This window comes from Microbulbifer sp. MCCC 1A16149, assembly GCF_050368945.1.
In the GTDB taxonomy this organism is placed as follows: domain Bacteria; phylum Pseudomonadota; class Gammaproteobacteria; order Pseudomonadales; family Cellvibrionaceae; genus Microbulbifer.
Map to the genome: position 1 here is coordinate 450,217 of NZ_CP185959.1, position 19,240 is coordinate 469,456.

The 19,240-nt window shown below is 55.1% G+C and carries 9 protein-coding genes; 6 read left to right on the plus strand and 3 right to left on the minus strand.

Going from position 1 to position 19,240, the window contains the following annotated elements; translation table 11 throughout:
* Positions 1-1,848, minus strand: a complete 1,848-nt coding sequence (locus ACONT6_RS01905) for an ATP-binding protein (RefSeq protein WP_428820198.1) — start codon at positions 1,846-1,848, stop codon at positions 1-3.
* A 320-nt stretch (positions 1,849-2,168) separates the two neighbouring features.
* Positions 2,169-5,594 (minus strand): LamG-like jellyroll fold domain-containing protein, encoded by a 3,426-nt coding sequence (locus ACONT6_RS01910; protein WP_428820199.1) that lies wholly within the window; start codon positions 5,592-5,594, stop codon positions 2,169-2,171.
* 627 nt (positions 5,595-6,221) lie between these two features.
* On the opposite strand from ACONT6_RS01910, the gene ACONT6_RS01915 reads away from it, so the two are divergent.
* From ACONT6_RS01915 to ACONT6_RS01930, 4 genes are all read left to right on the plus strand, one after another.
* Positions 6,222-6,350 carry a hypothetical protein gene (locus tag ACONT6_RS01915; RefSeq protein WP_428820200.1) on the plus strand — a complete coding sequence of 43 codons (129 nt, stop codon included), beginning with the start codon at positions 6,222-6,224 and terminating at the stop codon, positions 6,348-6,350.
* 191 nt (positions 6,351-6,541) lie between these two features.
* Complete coding sequence (locus ACONT6_RS01920; RefSeq protein ID WP_428820201.1) at positions 6,542-9,373, plus strand: TonB-dependent receptor; 2,832 nt, start codon at positions 6,542-6,544, stop codon at positions 9,371-9,373.
* A 496-nt stretch (positions 9,374-9,869) separates the two neighbouring features.
* Positions 9,870-10,946 carry a glycoside hydrolase family 2 protein gene (locus tag ACONT6_RS01925; protein WP_428820202.1) on the plus strand — a complete coding sequence of 359 codons (1,077 nt, stop codon included), beginning with the start codon at positions 9,870-9,872 and terminating at the stop codon, positions 10,944-10,946.
* A gap of 710 nt (positions 10,947-11,656) precedes the next feature.
* Complete coding sequence (locus tag ACONT6_RS01930; RefSeq protein ID WP_428820203.1) at positions 11,657-14,644, plus strand: TonB-dependent receptor; 2,988 nt, start codon at positions 11,657-11,659, stop codon at positions 14,642-14,644.
* Between the two features lie 157 nt (positions 14,645-14,801).
* Here the strand turns inward: ACONT6_RS01930 and ettA are convergent, their stop codons facing one another.
* Positions 14,802-16,466 (minus strand): energy-dependent translational throttle protein EttA, encoded by a 1,665-nt coding sequence (gene ettA / locus ACONT6_RS01935; RefSeq protein ID WP_428820204.1) that lies wholly within the window; start codon positions 16,464-16,466, stop codon positions 14,802-14,804.
* 576 nt (positions 16,467-17,042) lie between these two features.
* On the opposite strand from ettA, the gene ACONT6_RS01940 reads away from it, so the two are divergent.
* Both ACONT6_RS01940 and mmsB read left to right on the plus strand, forming a co-directional pair.
* The gene (locus ACONT6_RS01940) at positions 17,043-18,146 is read left to right on the plus strand and encodes an enoyl-CoA hydratase/isomerase family protein (RefSeq protein WP_428820205.1); all 1,104 of its coding nucleotides are present in this window, start codon (positions 17,043-17,045) and stop codon (positions 18,144-18,146) included.
* Between the two features lie 58 nt (positions 18,147-18,204).
* Positions 18,205-19,113 carry a 3-hydroxyisobutyrate dehydrogenase gene (mmsB, locus tag ACONT6_RS01945; RefSeq protein ID WP_428820206.1) on the plus strand — a complete coding sequence of 303 codons (909 nt, stop codon included), beginning with the start codon at positions 18,205-18,207 and terminating at the stop codon, positions 19,111-19,113.
* The last annotated feature ends 127 nt before the right edge of the window (positions 19,114-19,240 follow it).

The following is a 19,240-nucleotide window of genomic DNA, read 5'->3' on the forward strand; positions in this document are numbered from 1 at the left end:
TTATGCTGAAGCCTGCTGCCGGAGGTGCTTCTTCATGGTGGAGACCAGCTGAGGGAAAGCAACCGGTTTTGTAAGGTAGTCGTTCATTCCCGCACGCAGTGCGGCGTTTCTCTGCTCGCTGAAAGCCGCCGCCGACAGGCCGATAATAGGGGTGTCGAAAATCTCCCGGGATTGCCGAATCTTCTCGGTGGCTTCGATACCATTAAGCCCGGGTAATTGTATGTCCATAAAGATCATATCCGGACGCGACGCCAGCGCGATATCAACGCCCCTGAGGCCGTCAGCGACGAAGGTGGCGGTAATCGCCAGGTCATCACAGAATGCTTGCATCAGAGTCTGGTTGACCGGGTTGTCCTCGAAAATCAGTACTCTTTTCCCTCGCAATAGATCAATAGACTCACAATCCTCCGCGGAAAGCTTTTCGTCTGAATGGCCTTCTCTTAGCGGCAGCACAATCTGGAAGCGAGCGCCGGCACTTTCTTTACTTTCCAGTGTTATTCCGCCTCCGAGCAGCTCCACCAGGCTGCGGGTAATTGGTAGGCCCAGCCCGGTTCCCCGGGATTGTCCTTCTGCAGATTTATCCACCTGTTCGAAGGGTTCAAAAATGAGCGATTGCTGTTCGGGTGAAATACCTATGCCGCGGTCTACTACTTCGAACAATAGCTTGTCGTCCTGCTGCTGTTTCAGGTTCAGGTCGATGACAGAATTTTCAGGAGAGAACTTGATCGCATTGCTGAGCAGGTTGATCAGGATTTGTGAAAGCTTGCCCCGGTCCATGCGAATATACCGGGGAAGGGCAGGATCGATATCGCTGTGAAAACGCAGCCCCTTGCGAATGGCCTGGGGTTCACAGGAAACCAGGATGCATTTGATCAGGCTCTGCAAATTGAAATCTTCATCCGCCGCTTCTATCTTACCGGCCTCGATACGGGAAATATCCAGCACGTCGTTTACGAGTTCCGCCAGGCAGCGGCCACTGATGGCGATTTTCTCCAGGAACTGCTGGAAGTCCTCCGGCAGCGCATAATCCTGGCCGCGATTTAACAGCACCTGGCTGAAGCCGACGATCGCATTGAGCGGTGTACGGATCTCATGACTCATACTCGTCAGGAACTGGGTTTTGGAGCGACTGAAAAACTCCGCTTTGTCCCTCTCCTGAATCAGTTCCCGCTCCAGTGTCTTGCGTTCGGTGATATCCAGAATTACGCCTATCAGCCCGCCGAGGCGCCCATCCTCCAGTTCGTAGGCGGCCTTGTTGAAAATGACATCGTGCAGAGAGCCATCCGCATAAACCACCTGTGATTCGTATACCTGTTGGCCCCGCTGGCGCATCAGCTCGATATCTTTTTCGTGATAAACCCGCGCCTGGGGGCCGGGGGATACCCCGTACACCGAGCGGCCGACGATTTCTACCCGCGATTTACCCAGAAAGGCCTCGAAGGCGCGATTGCAGCCGGTGTATATGCCTTCGGCATTCTTGTAGAAAATCGGTGCGGGAATGGCGTCCACCAGAATCTGCAGGAATTGCAGCTGGTCGGACAGGGCCTGCTCGGTTGCTGCCCGTTCGCGAAGCTCCTGCTGGTACTGCTCGTTGAGCTTTTCCCGGTGCACCAGCAGAGAGGCCAACCGGTTGGTGAGTCGCTGGTGCCTGCGGTAAAGGAGGTAACAGGCCGCTCCCAGTAGAACGGTCACGAGTAGCATCCTGGCCAGTGACGCGAATACCTCCGCGTCCTGGGGCAACTGCGTTGCCAGCAGCCATTCAGTGATACCCATCAATGTAAGCACAACCAGGCTGCTCGGGATCAAGTAGCGCTTGAGCGGGAACTGCGTGCCGGTTGGGTGGTTCATGGCGTGGTCTTTATGACTATCGGAAGAGTATCACCCTACTCAAAGCTGTAGATTGGGGCAATATTTGGGCGTATGCAGTGCATTTTCGCTGGCTTGGGGCTCAAGGTCGATCTACTCGCAAGGTCGCAATCAAACGGCATATTTTCTGGAGCTACTAGGCTGAGTAGTCGGGTTTCCTAATCATTGACCGGGTGTAAATCATATAGGTGATTTTGGCGCCAAGTCTGGCTTCGAACTTTCCTGAATACCAGACCAAATAAAAAGGGCAGCCATTGGCTGCCCTTTTTATTTATCTAATTGCTGCTTTCAGAGTGAGTACATCACTCTTCAGCGAGCAACTCCGCTTCATACAGCTTCTGCATGTCCGCGGCGGGAACGGCATCTGCGTAAACTTTCAGCTCGTCCATCATGCCGGCGTAGGGGGTATCCCAGTAGTTCACGCCGAGGGCAAAATGACGCTCCGCTGCCGGACCGAATACATCCGGGAAGTTGCTGCCGGTGAAGGCTTGCTCACCGTTGATGAATACGCTTACTTCACCACCGTTGACCGTTACGGCCAGTTGACTCCAGGTATCCTGCGGAATCTGGATGCCGGTGTTGGCGTCGTACCAGGCAGTGCCTGACCACAGCATGGTGTCGTCACCGAAACCGTTGGGAAGCAGGCTGATCCAGCTGCTATCCGTGGCCCAGCCGAAGAAGCTGGTGGTGTAGGCACTCAGTGCGGAAGGGCTCAACCACAGGCTGAAGCTGTAATTGTGGTCTTCGATCAGACTGTCCGGTAGAACCACACCGGAAGCACCGTCAAATACGGCAGCCTGGCCGATAACGCCATCCGCGTAAGTGATGGCTCCGCCCGCTTCATTGATCAATGCACCGACCACCGCGCCGGCAGCAAAATTACCAGTGGAGTCATCCAGTGTTTGCTCGAAGCCGAAGTGGGCGATTGGCTCCGGCAGTCCGGTGGATTTCACCGTGGCGCTGAAGGTTTTCACCTCCTGCGCACCGTTCAGGCTCAGGGTCGCGGTCAGGGTTACCTCAGCATCTGCACCCTCCGGGCGGGTGACCACTGCGGTGTCTCCAGCCACCTCGATGACGGCGGAATTCGAAGAGCTCCAGCTGATTGCAGCGGCGTAGGGACCGGTGCGGGGTAACTGCAGGTTCTCCGCGACCGCAGACAGGTCCCCGAGGTCGAGTAGTGCTGCGGCAGAGGCCAACAGCTCGGCGTCGGTTTTCTTGTCTATATCCAGGAACTGTACTTCTTCAGCGGTCAGCGCGGCTTCGTAGACTTTCAGCTCGTCAATCATGCCGTTGAACGGGACATCCCAGTAGTTGACGCCCAGGGCGAACTTGCCGGTACTGTCGGAGAAGAAGTCACTGAGATTCCCCGCAGAGAACTTCTGTTCGCCGTTCAGGTACACGCTAACCAGACCTTTTTTGACGGAGAATGCCATGTGAGTCCAGGCTGCTTCCGGAATACGTTCACCGGCGGAACCGTCGAACCAGGCTTCGCTGCCACTCCACAACATGGTGTTGCCATCCCAGCTCTGGGGCAGGAAGCTGATCCAGTTGCTGGAGTTGGGGTTGCCGTTTTCGTCTTGGGTTTCAATGGCACCAAAGAAGGCGGTAGAGAATCCAGTCACAACCGTGGGGTTGGCCCAGAAGGAAACTGTGTACTCATAGTTATTGATCAGTCCGTTTGGCAGCAGGACACCGTTGGTGCCGTCGAGTTGCAACGCCTGACCTTCCTGACCTGTACCAAAGGCCACGCTACCGGTGTTGAAAATGCGGTCGCCGGTGGCAGTGGCTGGATCGAAGCGCCCAGTTGATTCCGTGAGATCACTTTCGAACGGGAACCAAGCGGTGCGGTTGTATGGCTGGCGCTCGGGAATGGTGATATCAAAGGCTTTGCTGCTGGTGACACCGTTCAACTCGATGTCGGCAGTGATTGTGACCGTCTGATCACCTTCGCCCACGTTCGGACGGCTAATCTCTCCCGAGGCCTTGATGAGCTTCTCATTGCTGCTGCTCCAGGAGATGGTAGCCGCGCGGGTTCCACGGGTGGGGAGCTCCAGGCTGTTATCAGTGGAGTTACTCGGCAGTGTGAGCGCATTGCTGATATTTGTAAGTGCGTCGGTGTCACTCAGGTTGTCCATCTTGGTACCCCAGATGGATTCGCCGCTGCCGGAAACTGCAGTGAACACCGGTACCAGCTTGTCGGAAGCTTCGTTCCATTGCCACTGGGTAACGCCCTGGTAGGTCACGCTTTCATCGCCGATATTCAGGGTGAAGCTGATCTGGGCCGGGTTTTCCACATCGTGGACATATTCCCCGGTAACCTCACCACTCACGGTGCCGTCGTCGTTCAGGGTGACATACAGAGTCGGCTTGGCGGTACGGTTGATGTCTTTGCCGTGGTTGATGAACTTGTAGGTGCCGTTCAGGTCGTTGCTGTCGACAATATTGTCACCCTCGATAGGGGCGTAGCGCTGGGGCGAAGCCACCAGCCAGCCATCGGCATTTACGTACAACTCGTGAACTCGAACGGAGTGCTGTTCTCCGCGATTGGGGAAGCGAGTGTGGGTGATCAGCAGGTGCTTGCCAGTTTCCTCGTCGTAATAAGCCGAATTGTGGCCCGGTGCCAGGTAGCCGCGGCTGTCTACGCTATCGCCGACATCAGAGGCGAACTCGAAACCGCCCATCATTTTCACGCCATAGGGCGCGATGCTGTCCCAGTTACCGCGGGCATTGACCATATCGTTGCCTTCCGCATCCAGGAAGGGGCCGTCAGGTGCTTTGGAGCGGGCGATGCGGATGTTGTAGCCATCGGTGGAGACAAAACCGCCGAATGACATAAACAGGTAGTAGTAGTCACTCTCTGGGCTGTACAGCATGTAGGTGCCTTCAATGGCACTGTGGTCACCGCCGGTGAGGTGCTTGCCGAAGCCCTGGCCGGGTTTCGGCTTGCCGGTGGTCTCATCCATTTCCAGGATAAAGATGCCGCCGGAGTAGGAGCCGTAGGTCATCCACAGCTTGCCTTCCTTATCGTAGAAGACGTCGGGATCGATCGCGTTGGGATGGATCCAGGGGTTGTACTCGGTACCGGTAAAACCATCGGGGCCGTACCCCGCGGCCAGCTCTTCCGGCGTCATGCCGGAGCGCATAAAAATCCCCAGGTCGGTGTAGGGGCCTTCAATGGTGTCAGCTACAGCGACCCCAAGATAAGAGCGGGGCGCATTGCAGTGGCCTTCTGCGCTTTCCGGATTGGCACAGTGGTTGTAATAGAAGTAGTACTTGCCATCGTTCAGCTTGATGACGTCAGAGGCCCAGCTGCCCTGATGGCCTCCGACCCATTCCAGGCCTTCCGAAATTTCGCTCGCATAGGTGTTGAATAGCGGGTTGGCATCGTTCACGCCCCCTCCGGCTACCCGTTCCCAGGTCATGAGGTCGGTCGACTTCGCCGCGTCCAGATGGGAGCCAAATACATAGAAAGTCCCGTCGTCATCGCGGATCACAGATGGATCGTGCACCGCCATATCGTTGTACGCAATTGCACTGGCGTCGGCGTTGGGATCAGTTGCGTCGGGAACCTTGTCGCGCTCTGGTTCTGGCTCTGGTTGTGGTTCAGGGGTGACGATCGGTCCACCATTATCGTTGTCATCGTCTGAGCCGGAGTCCAGGCAACCGGTGGTCGAAACAATGGTGGACAGCACTAAGGCCAGGTAGCTGACCCGTTGAATGGTCTTCATGGGTGAATCCCTCTTTGTATTTATTATCTGGAGTTTTCTCTCCGCTATTACCCGTCCCACCGGCACCCAAATACCGCAGTGCCAAAAGAGGATGCTGCTATGGGGACCAAGTAGTCCGCCCCAATTTCAGCTCCGGGCTGCCGTAATCTTGCCAACAGGATTATCGTATTACAATAATATATGTAATCTGTTTGTGCGTTTGCCAGAGGTTGGCACCCTTTTGGCGCACCACTATTGGCCATCGGCCTTTATTTGTTGATTTATTGCACAGCCTGTGGAGAATTTGACGCCAAATTGGTATGTGAGTACTTGCTCCGTTTTGGCTGCAAATTGGCTGCTGGAGAGGGAATCAGCGTTTCGTGTGACCAGCAACACGCTCTTTTCCACGGCTAATCGTCATTTTGTATAATAAAAAGGGCTTAAACCCCGTTGACGAGTACCAAATAAGGGGCTAGCATGCTCAAAAGTAATACAAATAAGGTGTAAATACTGAAGTTCCTCTGGCGCTGTCTGATATTTCAACAAGACACGTGCCCAGAAATGGGGCTTACAGACACCGGATAAAAGAGAGTGCGAGCCGGCATAGCCGAGACGAGCACCGAATAATAAGAGAGTCGAGGACCAGCGATGAGCGAGAGACGACTTCCCAGCTACCCTTCTGCGGTCAGCACCTTCAGTCGTATCTTTTGCCTACCCAGCCAGACCATCTGGCTCTCTCATATGCCCGAAAGCGAACTGGGGTTTGTGTTCCCGTAACACAGCCGACCCCGTGACGGCTGCCGTCTGTCGGCGGCGCGCACCAGGCCACCCCGTGGCCAGAGGCGTTGCCCAGGCAGATTGCAGGCACAAACCCGCGTAGAGGTTTTGCGTGGAGAAGCCGGGAGTGGGGAACGACCCCTCCTGATTTCGGCAACACAATAAAAAACACTCCAGATGGGAGAGATAAAATGTTCAAGCGACACCTACTGAGTTCGTCTATCGCCATGGTGACTGCATTTGGCGGCATGAGCGCGGCAGCACTGGCTCAAGAATCCAGCAAATACGATGCGGAAATTGATGAGTCTGCGGCACTTGAAGAGGTAGTTGTAACTGGCGTTCGGGCTAGTTTGACGAAAGCGATTGATATCAAGCGTGATAGCTTCCAGATCGTAGATTCCATCGTTGCCGAAGATATCGGTAAATTCCCTGATAACAACGTGGTTGAAGCTCTGCAGCGCGTTACCGGTGTTCAGGTCACTGACCGTGGTGCGGGTGAAGTTTCCACCGTGGCTATTCGCGGATTGAGCGATGTGACCACTACGGTTAACGGTCGCCAGATTTTTACTGCTTCCGGCCGTTCTGTAGCGCTTGCCGACGTTCCCGCTAGTCTGCTCGCAGGAGTGGAAGTCTACAAAACGCGCAATGCTTCCCAGATTTCCAGTGGTATCGCCGGACAAATCGATATCCGTACCAACCGTCCGTTTGATTTCGATGGCAGCAAAGTTGTGCTGGCGGGCCGAGGCATTCATCAAGAACAGGCGGAATCTACTGACCCGAACTTTAGTGGCTTGTTTGCCAATTCTTGGGAAGGCGATTTCGGTAAATTTGGCGCGCTGGTAAACGTGTCTTATGCAGAGACGAACTATCGGGACCAAAGCATTACTCCTGGCGCCGCGGTGCCTTTTGTTACTGGTGACGCGCCGGAAGGCTGGGTTCCTTATGAACGAATCCAGACCACCGACGGACGTGTAACAGAAAGCCCGGTCTGGGAGCCTGGTCTGGAAGCCGGTATGCCGTATGGAGCCGGATCCACGCTTACTATGAATGGTGAAGACGTCGAGTACATTCTGGGCCGTGATGCGGTATTTGCTTCGGATTTTACCGGTAAGCGTGAACGTCCCGCGGCGAATATCTCTCTGCAGTGGGCGCCGAACGACTCATCTGAATACCTGTTCGAAGCTTTCTATAATGGCTATCGCAACGAATCCTTTAACTCCCTGAATTTCACTTTTGTAGACTGGTGGGGTGATAACTCACACCTGCCGATGGGCGGTGAAATAGAGCTTTACCCCGGAACCAATGTAGTTAAGAGCCGCGATGTAGCTTTCCCGTATGGTTTTACCAGCGGTGATATTCTGAGTGGTGAAACCGACAGCTTTGTTTACGCTCTGGGTGGTAACTGGGATATTAGCGACAACTTCCGCCTTTCTTCTGAGGTGATCTATCAGGACAGCACCTACGAAGAAAGCTTCGTGGCCATGCGTTTTGATCGTGTTGCCTACGGATTGGGGGTGGACTTTAATACCGGTAACGGTGAGCCTCGCCTGGAGTTCTACGATAACCCGGAGACTCCGGATGTCGATGAAAGTGACCTGACGGATGCTGCCCAGTGGAATGTCGCTCAGCTATACGACAATGGCGGCAGCCGCGAGGGCGATGCAGTTACATTCAAGCTGGATGGTGAGCTGGACGTAGATTTGGGGGCGATCAACCAGATCAGCTTTGGTCTGCGTCACGAAGCGCGTTTCGCGTCTGAAGCAACCCGTGGTCAAGAAGGGTTCCTGGGGCGCAATGCTGCGGAGCTCAATGAAAACCTGGTAAGTATCAACAAAGATTTCTACGATGGTCGTGCTGATATCCCGATGTCTTGGGCCGCTCCGAACGGGCACTACATCAACGATAACATTGCTGAATTCCGCGAACTTTACGGCTTGCCTACCGAACAGCTAGAAACAACTTTCGAGCTGGATGAAAACACTACCTCCGTTTATGCGCAAGCGAACTATGAGCTGGAGCTGGCGGGTCATATCGTTGATGGCCAGATAGGTCTGCGCTATGTAAATACCAAGCGCGATATGGAATTTTTTGACCTCGCGATTCTGGATGCCAATGGCAACCCGACGAGCGAAACTGGCTCGGGTAGTAATGGCAAGTTGCTGCCGACCCTAACCGTGCGCTATGGCATTACTGATGATCTTGTTGCGCGATTTGCTTACACCAGTACTTTGCAGCGTCCAGGTTTTACTCAGTTGAACCCCTGGATTACCTATGCCCCAAGCGTCACCGATACCGATGGTCAGGCGTTCGCCGGCAACCCGGATCTAGAGCCGGTGGAGTCTCAAAACTACGATCTCTCGCTGGAGTACTACTTTGGCGATGCCAGTGCCATTTACGGAACTTTATTCCGTCGTGATATTGAAGGCTTCTTTTACGATGCCAAGAGCTATACCACTTATCAGGCTGAGACCGAGAGTGAGCCTTCTCGCTATATCCTGACCCGTCCGGGCAATACTTCGAATGGTGTTCTGCAGGGTCTTGAACTTGGTGCAACTTACTTCCCTGAAAATCTGCCTGGCCTACTGGATGGCTTTGGTGTTCAGGCAAGTTACACCATGTTGGATTCCGAACAGGAAGTGCCGGTATATGATGATGAAACTGGTGCACTGCTGACTATGGCAGATACCCCAATCTTCGGTGTTTCCGACTCTTCTTACAGCGTTGTGCTGGCATACGATAAGAACGACCTGGATATGCGTCTTTCCTATGTATGGCGTGATGACTTCCTGGCGAACTATGAAGCGCGTCTCTTCGCTAACCCGCTGGGTGTATATCGTCAGGCAGAAACCAGTATGGATTTTCAGGCGAGCTACGATGTTAGCGAAAATCTTATGGTTACCTTCGATGCGACTAATCTGACCAACGAAGAGTATCGCAGCTACTACGAAAACCCGAGTGTATACAACTTGGGCAATGCGATCTTCAGCCGCACCTTCGCACTGGGTGCTCGCTACTCTTTCTAATCTCCGTGGTTTAGTACCGCGACCTTCCTTACAGGCAGCCTTCGGGCTGCCTTTTTTATCCGTGAGAGGAAGAGGTCGCGGCTTGACGTTATTTTTCTAAAAAACGGAATATCTATGTTCAAAAAAATTACCACTTTCTTAGCCATCATAATGGTTGCCGTACCGGCAATGGCAAGTGAAAAACTGATAGTCAATACAGGTAGCAGGGATGCAATTTCCTTGAATGGTACCTGGTAGTACATCGTGGCCCCCTACGATACGGGCTTTTACACCTACCGCTTTACCGAGCGAAGCGAGGGGGATCCGGAAGCCTACTGGAACAATCCCGTCACTCGGCATCGCTCAGAGCGACGGGAACATGGCTACCATCCGTCCAATTCACTGAAGGTTCCCGGTGACTGGAACTCACAAAAAAAAAGAATTGACCTATTACGAGGGCAGCGTTGATCTCAACCGGGATACCGGTGCAGGCACTGTGACGGTTAAAGTGCCTGAGTTGGATTTTACGCGTGATTATCAGGTTACTGGCGGACGGTTGGAGTTTGACCTCGAATTGGCAGATCTCGAACTCTGGTCGCCGGAAAATCCAAAACTGTACGACGTGGAGTTGGCCTACAACGGCGAAACCCTTTCAGACCGTATCGGCTTCCGCAAGATCGAGGCGGTAGGCAATGAGATCCACCTGAATGGCGAGAAAGTTTTCCTGCGTGGTGCGACCATTCACGAAGAGATTCCCCAGGATGTGCTTCGTGCGCACACCAAGGAAGATGCAGCGCAGTTGCTGGGGTGGGCCAAAGAGCTGAACGCCAATATGTTGCGCCTGGCGCATTATCCACATAACGAGGAAATCACTCGACTGGCCGATGCCATGGGTTTCCTGGTGTGGTCAGAAATCCCGGTGTACTGGACCATCGATTTCAGCAGCGATGAAGTACTGGAAAAGGCCAAGGTTCAGCTGGAAGAAATGATCACCCGCGACCGCAACCGGGCATCCATCATCATCTGGTCCGTCGGCAACGAGACCCCGGTCAGTCCCGTGCGTACCGCATTTATGAAGTCGCTGATCGACAAGGCCAAATCCCTGGATGACAGTCGCCTGGTTTCCGCCGCGTTGGAAGTGCACTACAACCCGGAAACCAACCACATCAATGACCCTCTGGGAGCCTATACCGATATCGTGTCGGTCAATGAATACCTGGGATGGTATGGCGGCACTCCGGACATGTGCCGAACCGCGCAGTGGGAAGTGGATTACGACAAGCCGCTGATCATCAGTGAGACCGGTGCCGGGGCCAAGGGTGGTTTCCACGCTGACCGCGAAACCCGCTGGAGCGAGGAGTATCAGGAGTGGTACTACCAGGAACAGATCGCCATGTTTGAGCGTATGCCGGAAGGGTTCAGCGGTGTTGCACCCTGGATTCTGGTGGACTTCCGTTCGCCGAAGCGGAATCACCCGGAATACCAGGAGGGCTGGAACCGCAAAGGGATCATTGATGAGAACGGCAATAAGAAGAAGGCCTTTACCGTATTGAAAAAATATTACGACGAAATGGAAACTGCTACGGCGAACTAATGGCAAGGTATACGTAGTTTTACGTGGCTACCGGCTAGATAAAAATTTCTTTCAGAGATTATTTTTTGATCGTTCGTGGTGTCCTATTCACTTCTTGAGGCAGCCTTCAGGCTGCCTTTTTTATATCCAGTTATGTCTCTCTTCTTCTCATCAATTTTCCCTGCCTTATCGGAGTGGCAGGACATATCAGGGCTAAAAATGGCGTTCTAACAACGGGAAAGTCAAAAAGCTTTGCGGCTGCTAAAAGTAAACGTTTACAGTGATGTGATTAATGTTTCTCTTGATATTTGGGGATTATTTATTGGCTAGGCGTTGTTGGTTAGGTTGAGTGTTTCGATGCACATTGATGGTGCCGGGTGAATCCTCCTTGGTGCGGGCTGTGAGATTTTAGAAGGCTGCACTGTAAAAAATGTCTTTTGGCGCATTTTATATCATGACGCGCGTTTCTTTATTGTGGCGCGTTTTGAATCGTATGCACCAAATTGGACGGTGAGTATTTTAGTCACGAAAGGGGTATATGGCTGTCTGGGATTTTTTTGTAAGGGGTCTGTAAGTTAGGGAAAGGCCGTCGGGTTGGCGGCTTAATCAACCTAATAAAAACAGCTTATTCAAGAGATCCAATGACAAAGGGAGCCATTATGACCCGGTCGAATTTCTGTAAGGGGGAGGCTAAGCCTACGCAGGCGAAGTCCAAGTTTGTTCGTTCAGCATTGAGCATTGCTCTCGGTATGTGTGTTGCCGGTGGTGCATATGCGCAAAGTACCACGGGCTCTATCCACGGTTCAGCTCCAGAAGGCGCGACGGTTGTTATCAAGAACAACAGTGGCTTCAGCCGTTCAGTAACGGTAGACGCATCCGGTCGGTACAGTGTCGGCTCTCTGCCCGTGGGCAACTATGTCGTTACCGCCAAACAGGACGGTGAGACTGTGGGATCACACAGTGTTCCGGTACGTGTTGGTGGCGGTGCTGAAGTTTCATTCGGCGACGCTGAAGCCGAGATGGAAATGGTAACGGTTGTCGGTGGTGAGTTGAGACCGGCTATCGATGTCAGCTCTACCGATACCCGCGTGGTGCTGACTGCCGAACAGCTTGAGCGCCTGCCCATGGGGCGTTCCGCTGAAAACATCGCCCTGCTGGCGCCGGGTGTGAATGCCGGGGCGAGCGGTTACTTCGGCAACATGGTTTCCTTTGGCGGTGCCGGTGTTTCTGAAAATGCCTATTACATCAATGGTTTCCTTGCCAATGATCCGCTGTCCAATCTCGGCGGTTTCAGCCTGCCTTACGCGTCCATTTCTCAGCAGGAAACATTTACCGGTGGTTATGGCTCTAAATACGGCCGTTCTTCCGGCGGTGTTATCAACCAGGTTGGTGCCCGCGGTAGCAACGAGCTGAAGTTTGGCTCTCAGGTGGTGTTCGAACCGAAAGGCCTGAAGTCCAGCAAGCCGGATACCTACTTCCCCAACATGGATCTGCCGGAGGGTTATGAATATACCGACCCGGATCTCGCGGGCACCAAACGCGAAGAGGGCAGTGAAGATTTCTCCTGGAGCGAAACCTATACCGGCTATATCAGCGGCCCGCTGATTCAGGACAAGTTGTTCGCGTTTGTTTCCTTCGAGACCGAACTGAAGGAGTCTCAGAACTCTCCCTATTCAGACGGAACTCCCCGGGTTACGGATTGGGATGACGAGAACAACAAGGTCTATGCGAAGCTGGATTGGTACATCAACGAAGACCACCTGCTCGAATACACCTACATGGGCGAGGAGTACACCTCCGAGGGATCATTTAATGAGTGGGATTTCGATAGTGCTTCCCGTGGGGCTCCTCTTGAAGCAGCGCCGAACAGCCTGACGAACCGCAGTGAGTTCTCAATCCTTAACTATACCGGTTACCTGACCGACTCCCTGACCCTGACTGCGATGTACGGTCATGGCAGCTTCTCCTATAAAGATGAGCTGGGTGGCGATGGCGTATTCCCGTATATCTCCTCTTATACCAACCAGGATCCGTCCATTGTTGGTGATAACCCGGTTGCGAACCGCGCGGGTGGTTATCGAGGCCGTAATGCGCACGACTACACCGATGGCATTCGTGTAAACCTGGAGTGGGTAGTGGGTGACCACACACTGACCGCCGGTATCGACAACATGGAATTCGAGGCTGCCAACGAAGGTACCTCCCAGGTTACCGATGTATGGATTTACAGCCGTTCCGCCAACCCCAATGATCCGATCAATGCGACGCTGAATGTTGGCGCCCCCGGCGGTGAGGGATACTACGTACAGAGTTACCTGTACCAGGATGCCACCAGCATGAAGCTGGACCAGGATTCTTATTACCTGGAAGATCGCTGGCAGGTTACCCCGGAAGTTCTGCTGTCCCTGGGACTGCGTAACGACAAGTTCACCAACTACAACCTCGATGGCGACCCCTACCTGGAGTCCGATGATCAGTGGGCGCCGCGTCTGGGCGCTGCCTGGGACGTATTCGGTGATTCCTCTCTGAAAGTGTATGCCAACGCCGGTCGCTATTATCTGGCAATGCCGAACAACGTGGCGATTCGCGGTGCGTCCGCTTCTACCTACACCCGTGAGTACTTCACTTATTCTGGTGTTGATGCTGAAACCGGTGCGCCCACTGGCCTGACTGCACTGGGCCCGGGCCCGGTATCTGCCAACGGCGAGTACGGACAGGCAATCGACCCGCTGGCGTTTGCGCCCGCGGACCTGGAAAACATGTACCAGGATGAATACATCGTCGGCTTTGAAAAAATGCTGGGTGATGACTGGACCTACGGTGGTAAGTTCACCTTCCGCGACCTGAAATCCGGCATCGACGACGTGTGTGATCCCTACCGCATGATCGACAAGCTGGAAGAGCAGGGTGTTAACCCCGATCGCGTCGACTGGCAGTACTGCTACATGTTCAACCCGGGTGGCACCAACACCTTCAGCATGGCCAACTTCGACGAAAATGGTAACCCGGACGGTACTCGTACCGAGGTGACCATGACCGCCGACGACTGGGGCATGCCCGACCTGAAGCGTGAATACACTGCGGTAGACCTGTTCATCGAGCGTCCGTTCGATGGTAAGTGGGAGGCCCGCGTGGATTACACCTACAGTAAGTTGCAAGGTAATACTGAAGGTCAGGTGAAGTCCGAATTCGGTCAGGACAACATCTCCAAAACCCAGGATTGGGATGTGGCAGAGTTGATGCAGTTCTCTGATGGTTACCTGGCTAACGACCGTCGCCACCAGTTGAAGATTCGCGGCAGCTACGCAATTACCGAAGAGCTGTTGGTTAGCGCCAATGCGCGAATCCTGTCCGGTATGCCGGTCAGCTGTCTTGGCTTCTTCAACCCGGACGGCACCGTGGATGAAGCCTCTGAAGCGGGTGACCCCGTGGGTTACGGCGCTAGCTACCACACCTGCTTCGGTTCCGTTTCCGAGCCGGGCAAGGAGCGTACACCGTGGACTCGCACCCTGGATATGGGCCTGACTTACACGCCCGAATTCATGGACAACAAGCTGCGTCTGAGCATGAACGTGTTCAATCTCCTGAACGAAACCAAGGCAACCCAGCTGGACGTTACCTCAGAAGACTCTCCGTATACGGTGAGCAACACCTATCGTATCCCGCAGGGCTATCAGACTCCGCGTTATGTACAGCTGAGCGCGTCTTACGACTTCTGATAATCAATAATCCTCTCAAAACGGCCCCCCAGGGGGCCGCTTCAAAATGCATCCCGATTGATGCCCCCGCCATTCCGGTCGGGGCTTTTTTGTGCAAATTGAAAATAAAAAAGCCTGCATTAATGCAGGCTTTTTTAGTTTGAATGCGTACGAAAAATCAGGTCTTGATCTTCTTGTACTGCATCCGGTGCGGCGTGGCATTTTCACCGTTGCGGGCCACGAAGTCCTCGTGGTATTCGGTGTAGTTGCCCTCAAAAAACACCACCTTGCTGTCGCCTTCATAGGCCAGAATGTGGGTCGCTACCCGGTCGAGGAACCAGCGATCGTGCGAGATCACCATGGCGCAGCCGGGGAAGCTCAGCAGGGCTTCTTCCAAGGCGCGCAGGGTTTCGATGTCGAGGTCGTTGGACGGTTCGTCCAGCAGCAGTACGTTGGCACCCTGCTTCAGGGTGACCGCCAGGTGCAGGCGGCCGCGCTCACCACCGGACAGTTCGCCCACGCGTTTCTGCTGGTCACTGCCCTTGAAGTTGAATCGGCCGATATAGTTGCGCGAGCCCACTTCGTAGTTGTTGATCTTGAGCATATCGTGTCCGTCGGACACGGCTTCCCACACGGTTTTGTTGTCGTCCAGGTTTTCGCGGCTCTGGTCGACGCTGGCGATTTTCACAGTTTCACCGATCTTGATCTCGCCGGAATCCGGTTGTTCCTTGCCATTGATCATGCGGAACAGTGTGGATTTACCGGCGCCGTTGCCGCCGACGATACCGACGATGGCACCTTTGGGTACGCGGAACGACAGGTCGTCAATCAGCACGCGATCGCCGAACGCCTTGCTCACATGGTTCAGTTCGATCACGTTGTCACCCAGGCGCTCGCCCGGTGGAATGTAGATCTCATTGGTCTCGTTGCGGGCCTGGAATTCCTGGGACTGCATTTCTTCCAGGCGGGACAGACGGGCCTTGTTCTTGGACTGGCGGCCCTTCGGGTTCTGGCGCGCCCACTCCAGTTCTTTCTGCATGGCTTTAGCGCGCGCCTGTTCGCCTTTCTGTTCCTGCTCCAGACGCTTCTCTTTCTGTTCCAGCCAGGTGGTGTAGTTACCTTCCCAGGGAATACCGTGGCCGCGGTCCAGTTCCAGAATCCAGCCGGCCACATTGTCGAGGAAGTAGCGATCGTGGGTAATGGCTACCACGGTGCCGTCGAAGTCGTGCAGGAAGCGTTCGAGCCAGTACACGGATTCGGCGTCCAGGTGGTTGGTGGGTTCGTCCAGCAGCAGCATGTCGGGGCGGGACAGCAGCAGGCGGCACAGGGCCACACGGCGCTTTTCACCACCGGACAGGTTGTTCACATCGGCATCCCACGGCGGCAGGCGCAGAGCGTCGGCAGCCACTTCGAGGCGGTGCTCCATGTTGTGGGCGTCCCAGGCCTGGATCACGTCTTCGTACTGCTGCTGCTTTTTGGCCAGGGCGTCGAAGTCGGCGTCGGGCTCGGCGTAGTCGGCATAGACCTGCTCGAGGCCGGCGAGGGCGTCGATGGCTTCGCGCATACCGTCTTCGACGTTGCCGCGCACGTTCTTGGCCGGGTCCAGCTGCGGTTCCTGGGGCAGGTAGCCGACCTTGATGCCGGGCATGGCACGGGCTTCGCCGTTATAGTCCTGGTCGACCCCGGCCATGATGCGCAGCAGGGTGGATTTGCCGGCGCCGTTCAGGCCGAGAACGCCAATTTTAGCGCCAGGGAAGAAGGACAGGGAAATATCTTTCAGAATCTCACGCTTGGGCGGAACAACCTTGCCCACGCGGTTCATTGTGTATACGTATTCAGCCATTAGAGCATCATTCCAGTCGGTCAGAATTTGCGCGCAAGTTAGCAGTTTGGTGGGAAAGTTCAACCTGCTCTTTCACGTTGTTTATTGGCAATTGTTATGGTGGTTAGTTGGTTGTCCTACGTTGGTCCTCGGGCAGTCCTTTGGCGGCCCTGCTACCGGTAAAACCCTCGCAAGACACGCCGTGCACCCATCCCTGGGGCTCTGCACCGCCATCCATGGCGGTGAAGGTCTTGCGAGGGTTTTACCGGTATCAGCGCCTTCGCATCGAGAACTGTAGTTTCTGTTCACTGCGGAGTCGTCGTGCAACGTAGCGTTGCTGTAGATGCGAAGGCGGAGTGGCGGGGGAAAGGTTTCAAAAGCGTCGGCGACAGGGATGTCGTCGACGCAGCCTACAGGGATGTATTTATGGCGGTTTTGAAACCTTTCCCCCGGTGCTCCGCCGCCACTGAGGGTGAGGTAAGGCGCACCACTGAACCCGCGTGCCCCAGGCTAAACAAGGAAGGGAAGCAGGAGGTAATGCCACCACCATCCCATCTATGTTTAACTTTGCCCCAAATAAGACAACCGGGAACCAGTATGACCCAGGAATCACTCCTTATCGTCGACCGTCAGGGCCCCATCGGCAAATTGACGCTCAATCTGCCCAAAGCCCTGAATGCACTCAACCTCGACATGATCGACCGGATGGCTGCCCAGCTGGACCAGTGGGAAGCCGACGACAGTGTCGCCTGTATCTGGATCGAAGGGGCAGGGGAAAAGGCCCTGTGTGCGGGCGGAGATGTGGTGGCGTTGCATCGGGAATCCGGTAGCTACGGGGATCAGGGTGCGAGCCAGTTTGTGCAGGACTTCTTCACCCGGGAGTATCGCCTCGACTACCGTATCCACACCTATCCCAAGCCCATCATCGTGTGGGGCAACGGTATTGTCATGGGCGGCGGTATTGGCATCATGAGTGGCGCCAGCCACCGGATCGTCAGCGAAACCACGCGCATGGCCATGCCCGAAATCACCATCGGCCTGTTCCCCGATGTCGGCGGCAGCTGGTTCCTGAATCGCATGCCCGGGCGTATCGGCCTGTTCCTTGGCCTCACCGGAGCCCAGTTTAACGGCAGTGATGCCATCTATGCGGGAATGGCCGATCGCATGGTCGCGAGCGCAGACAAGGATGCGCTTCTCTCCAGCCTCGCCCGGCAGACATTCTCTGCAGACGCCGAGCAGAATGGAGTGCTGGTCAGTAGAGCGGTTCAGGCCAACGAAATAGCGCAGGACCAGCGACCCGCGTCCAACCTGCGCGCGCACTACGATGTTATCCAGCAACTGACGGACGCGCCGACCCTTGCCGACGTTTATCAAACTATCGTCAATTACGCTGGTGAAGACTCCTGGCTGCAGCGCGCTGCCGCGACGCTGAAAGCCGGCTGCCCGCTTACCGCGGGTGTCGTCTGGGAACAGTTGCGGCGGGCTCGGCACATGTCCCTTGCCGAAGTGTTGCAAATGGAACTGGCCCTCGCGGTCAACATGTGCAGCAATGGGCAGGTAAAAGAAGGGGTGCGTGCACTGTTGATTGATAAGGATCGCAATCCCCAGTGGCAGCCCGCGACGCTGGAAGGTGTTACACCAGAGCTGGTGGCTGCGTGTTTTAAGCAGCCCTGGGAGACCAATCCGCTGGCAGATTTATAGCGGGTGATTTTCCGGGTAACGGAGCGTTGCAAGAAAAATAATAAAAGGAGAAAACAGAATGGCAGAAGTAAACAAAATCGCCTTTATCGGCCTCGGCAACATGGGTGGCCCAATGGCGGCGAATCTGGTGAAGAAGGGATTCCCGGTCGCCGCCTTTGATCTTTCCAGCGCGGTGCTCGACAGGGCTGTAGCCAGTGGTTGCACCAAAGCCGCCAGTGCCGAGGCCGCTATCGAAGGTGCAGATGTGGTGATATCCATGTTGCCCAGTGGCGAAGCCGTGCGCTCCCTGTACCTTGGCGTGCACGGCCTGCTGCAGGCGATGGGTCCGGAGGTGCTGCTGATCGATTGTTCCACCATTGCCGCCGAAGACGCCCGCCAGGTGATTGCCGCCGCCGGTGAGCGCGGCATCGATGCGGTGGACGCGCCGGTGTCCGGTGGCACTGCGGCGGCCGCTGCGGGCAGTCTGTCATTTATGTGCGGCGGCGAAGCGGCGGCGGTGGAGCGGGCGCGCCCGGTACTGGCGGCCATGGGTGCGAATATTTTTCACGCCGGGCCCGCGGGCAGCGGCCAGATAGCGAAAATCTGTAACAACATGCTGCTCGCCATCCATATGATCGGAACCGCTGAAGCCCTGCAACTGGGGGTGGACAACGGGCTGGACCCGAATGTTCTGTCACAGATCATGGGCGTCAGTTCCGGCGGCAACTGGTCACTGGAAAAATACAATCCTTATCCCGGGGTCATGGAAAATGTACCCGCGTCGCGCAATTACGAGGGCGGTTTTTCGGTGGCGCTGATGCTCAAGGATCTGGGGCTCGCCATGGACACCGCTGCTGGCAGTGCGTCTTCGACGCCGCTGGGGGCACTTGCGAAAAACCTGTATCAACTACACGGCGGCGACCCGATCAACAGTGCGCTGGACTTCTCCAGTATCCAGAACCTGTTCCGGCGTCCGGTGGGGGACTAACGGGAAATCCTGTATGTTTTGGCAATGATCCGGCAATTGATCTGTATCAAGCGCCGGTCTCTGCCAGACGGGTACCTTTGCCCGATCCGACATTCCCGCTCGATGAATCTGGATCACAGGTTACCCG

What these genes read in the sequence shown, in the direction of transcription:
- ACONT6_RS01905 (WP_428820198.1), bottom strand. Translation starts at nt 1,848, where the DNA reads ATGAACCACCCAACCGGCACGCAGTTCCCGCTCAAGCGCTACTTGATC.
- ACONT6_RS01910 (WP_428820199.1), bottom strand. Translation starts at nt 5,594, where the DNA reads ATGAAGACCATTCAACGGGTCAGCTACCTGGCCTTAGTGCTGTCCACC.
- ACONT6_RS01915 (WP_428820200.1), top strand. Translation starts at nt 6,222, where the DNA reads ATGAGCGAGAGACGACTTCCCAGCTACCCTTCTGCGGTCAGCACCTTC.
- ACONT6_RS01920 (WP_428820201.1), top strand. Translation starts at nt 6,542, where the DNA reads ATGTTCAAGCGACACCTACTGAGTTCGTCTATCGCCATGGTGACTGCA.
- ettA (WP_428820204.1), bottom strand. Translation starts at nt 16,466, where the DNA reads ATGGCTGAATACGTATACACAATGAACCGCGTGGGCAAGGTTGTTCCG.
- ACONT6_RS01940 (WP_428820205.1), top strand. Translation starts at nt 17,043, where the DNA reads ATGACCCAGGAATCACTCCTTATCGTCGACCGTCAGGGCCCCATCGGC.
- mmsB (WP_428820206.1), top strand. Translation starts at nt 18,205, where the DNA reads ATGGCAGAAGTAAACAAAATCGCCTTTATCGGCCTCGGCAACATGGGT.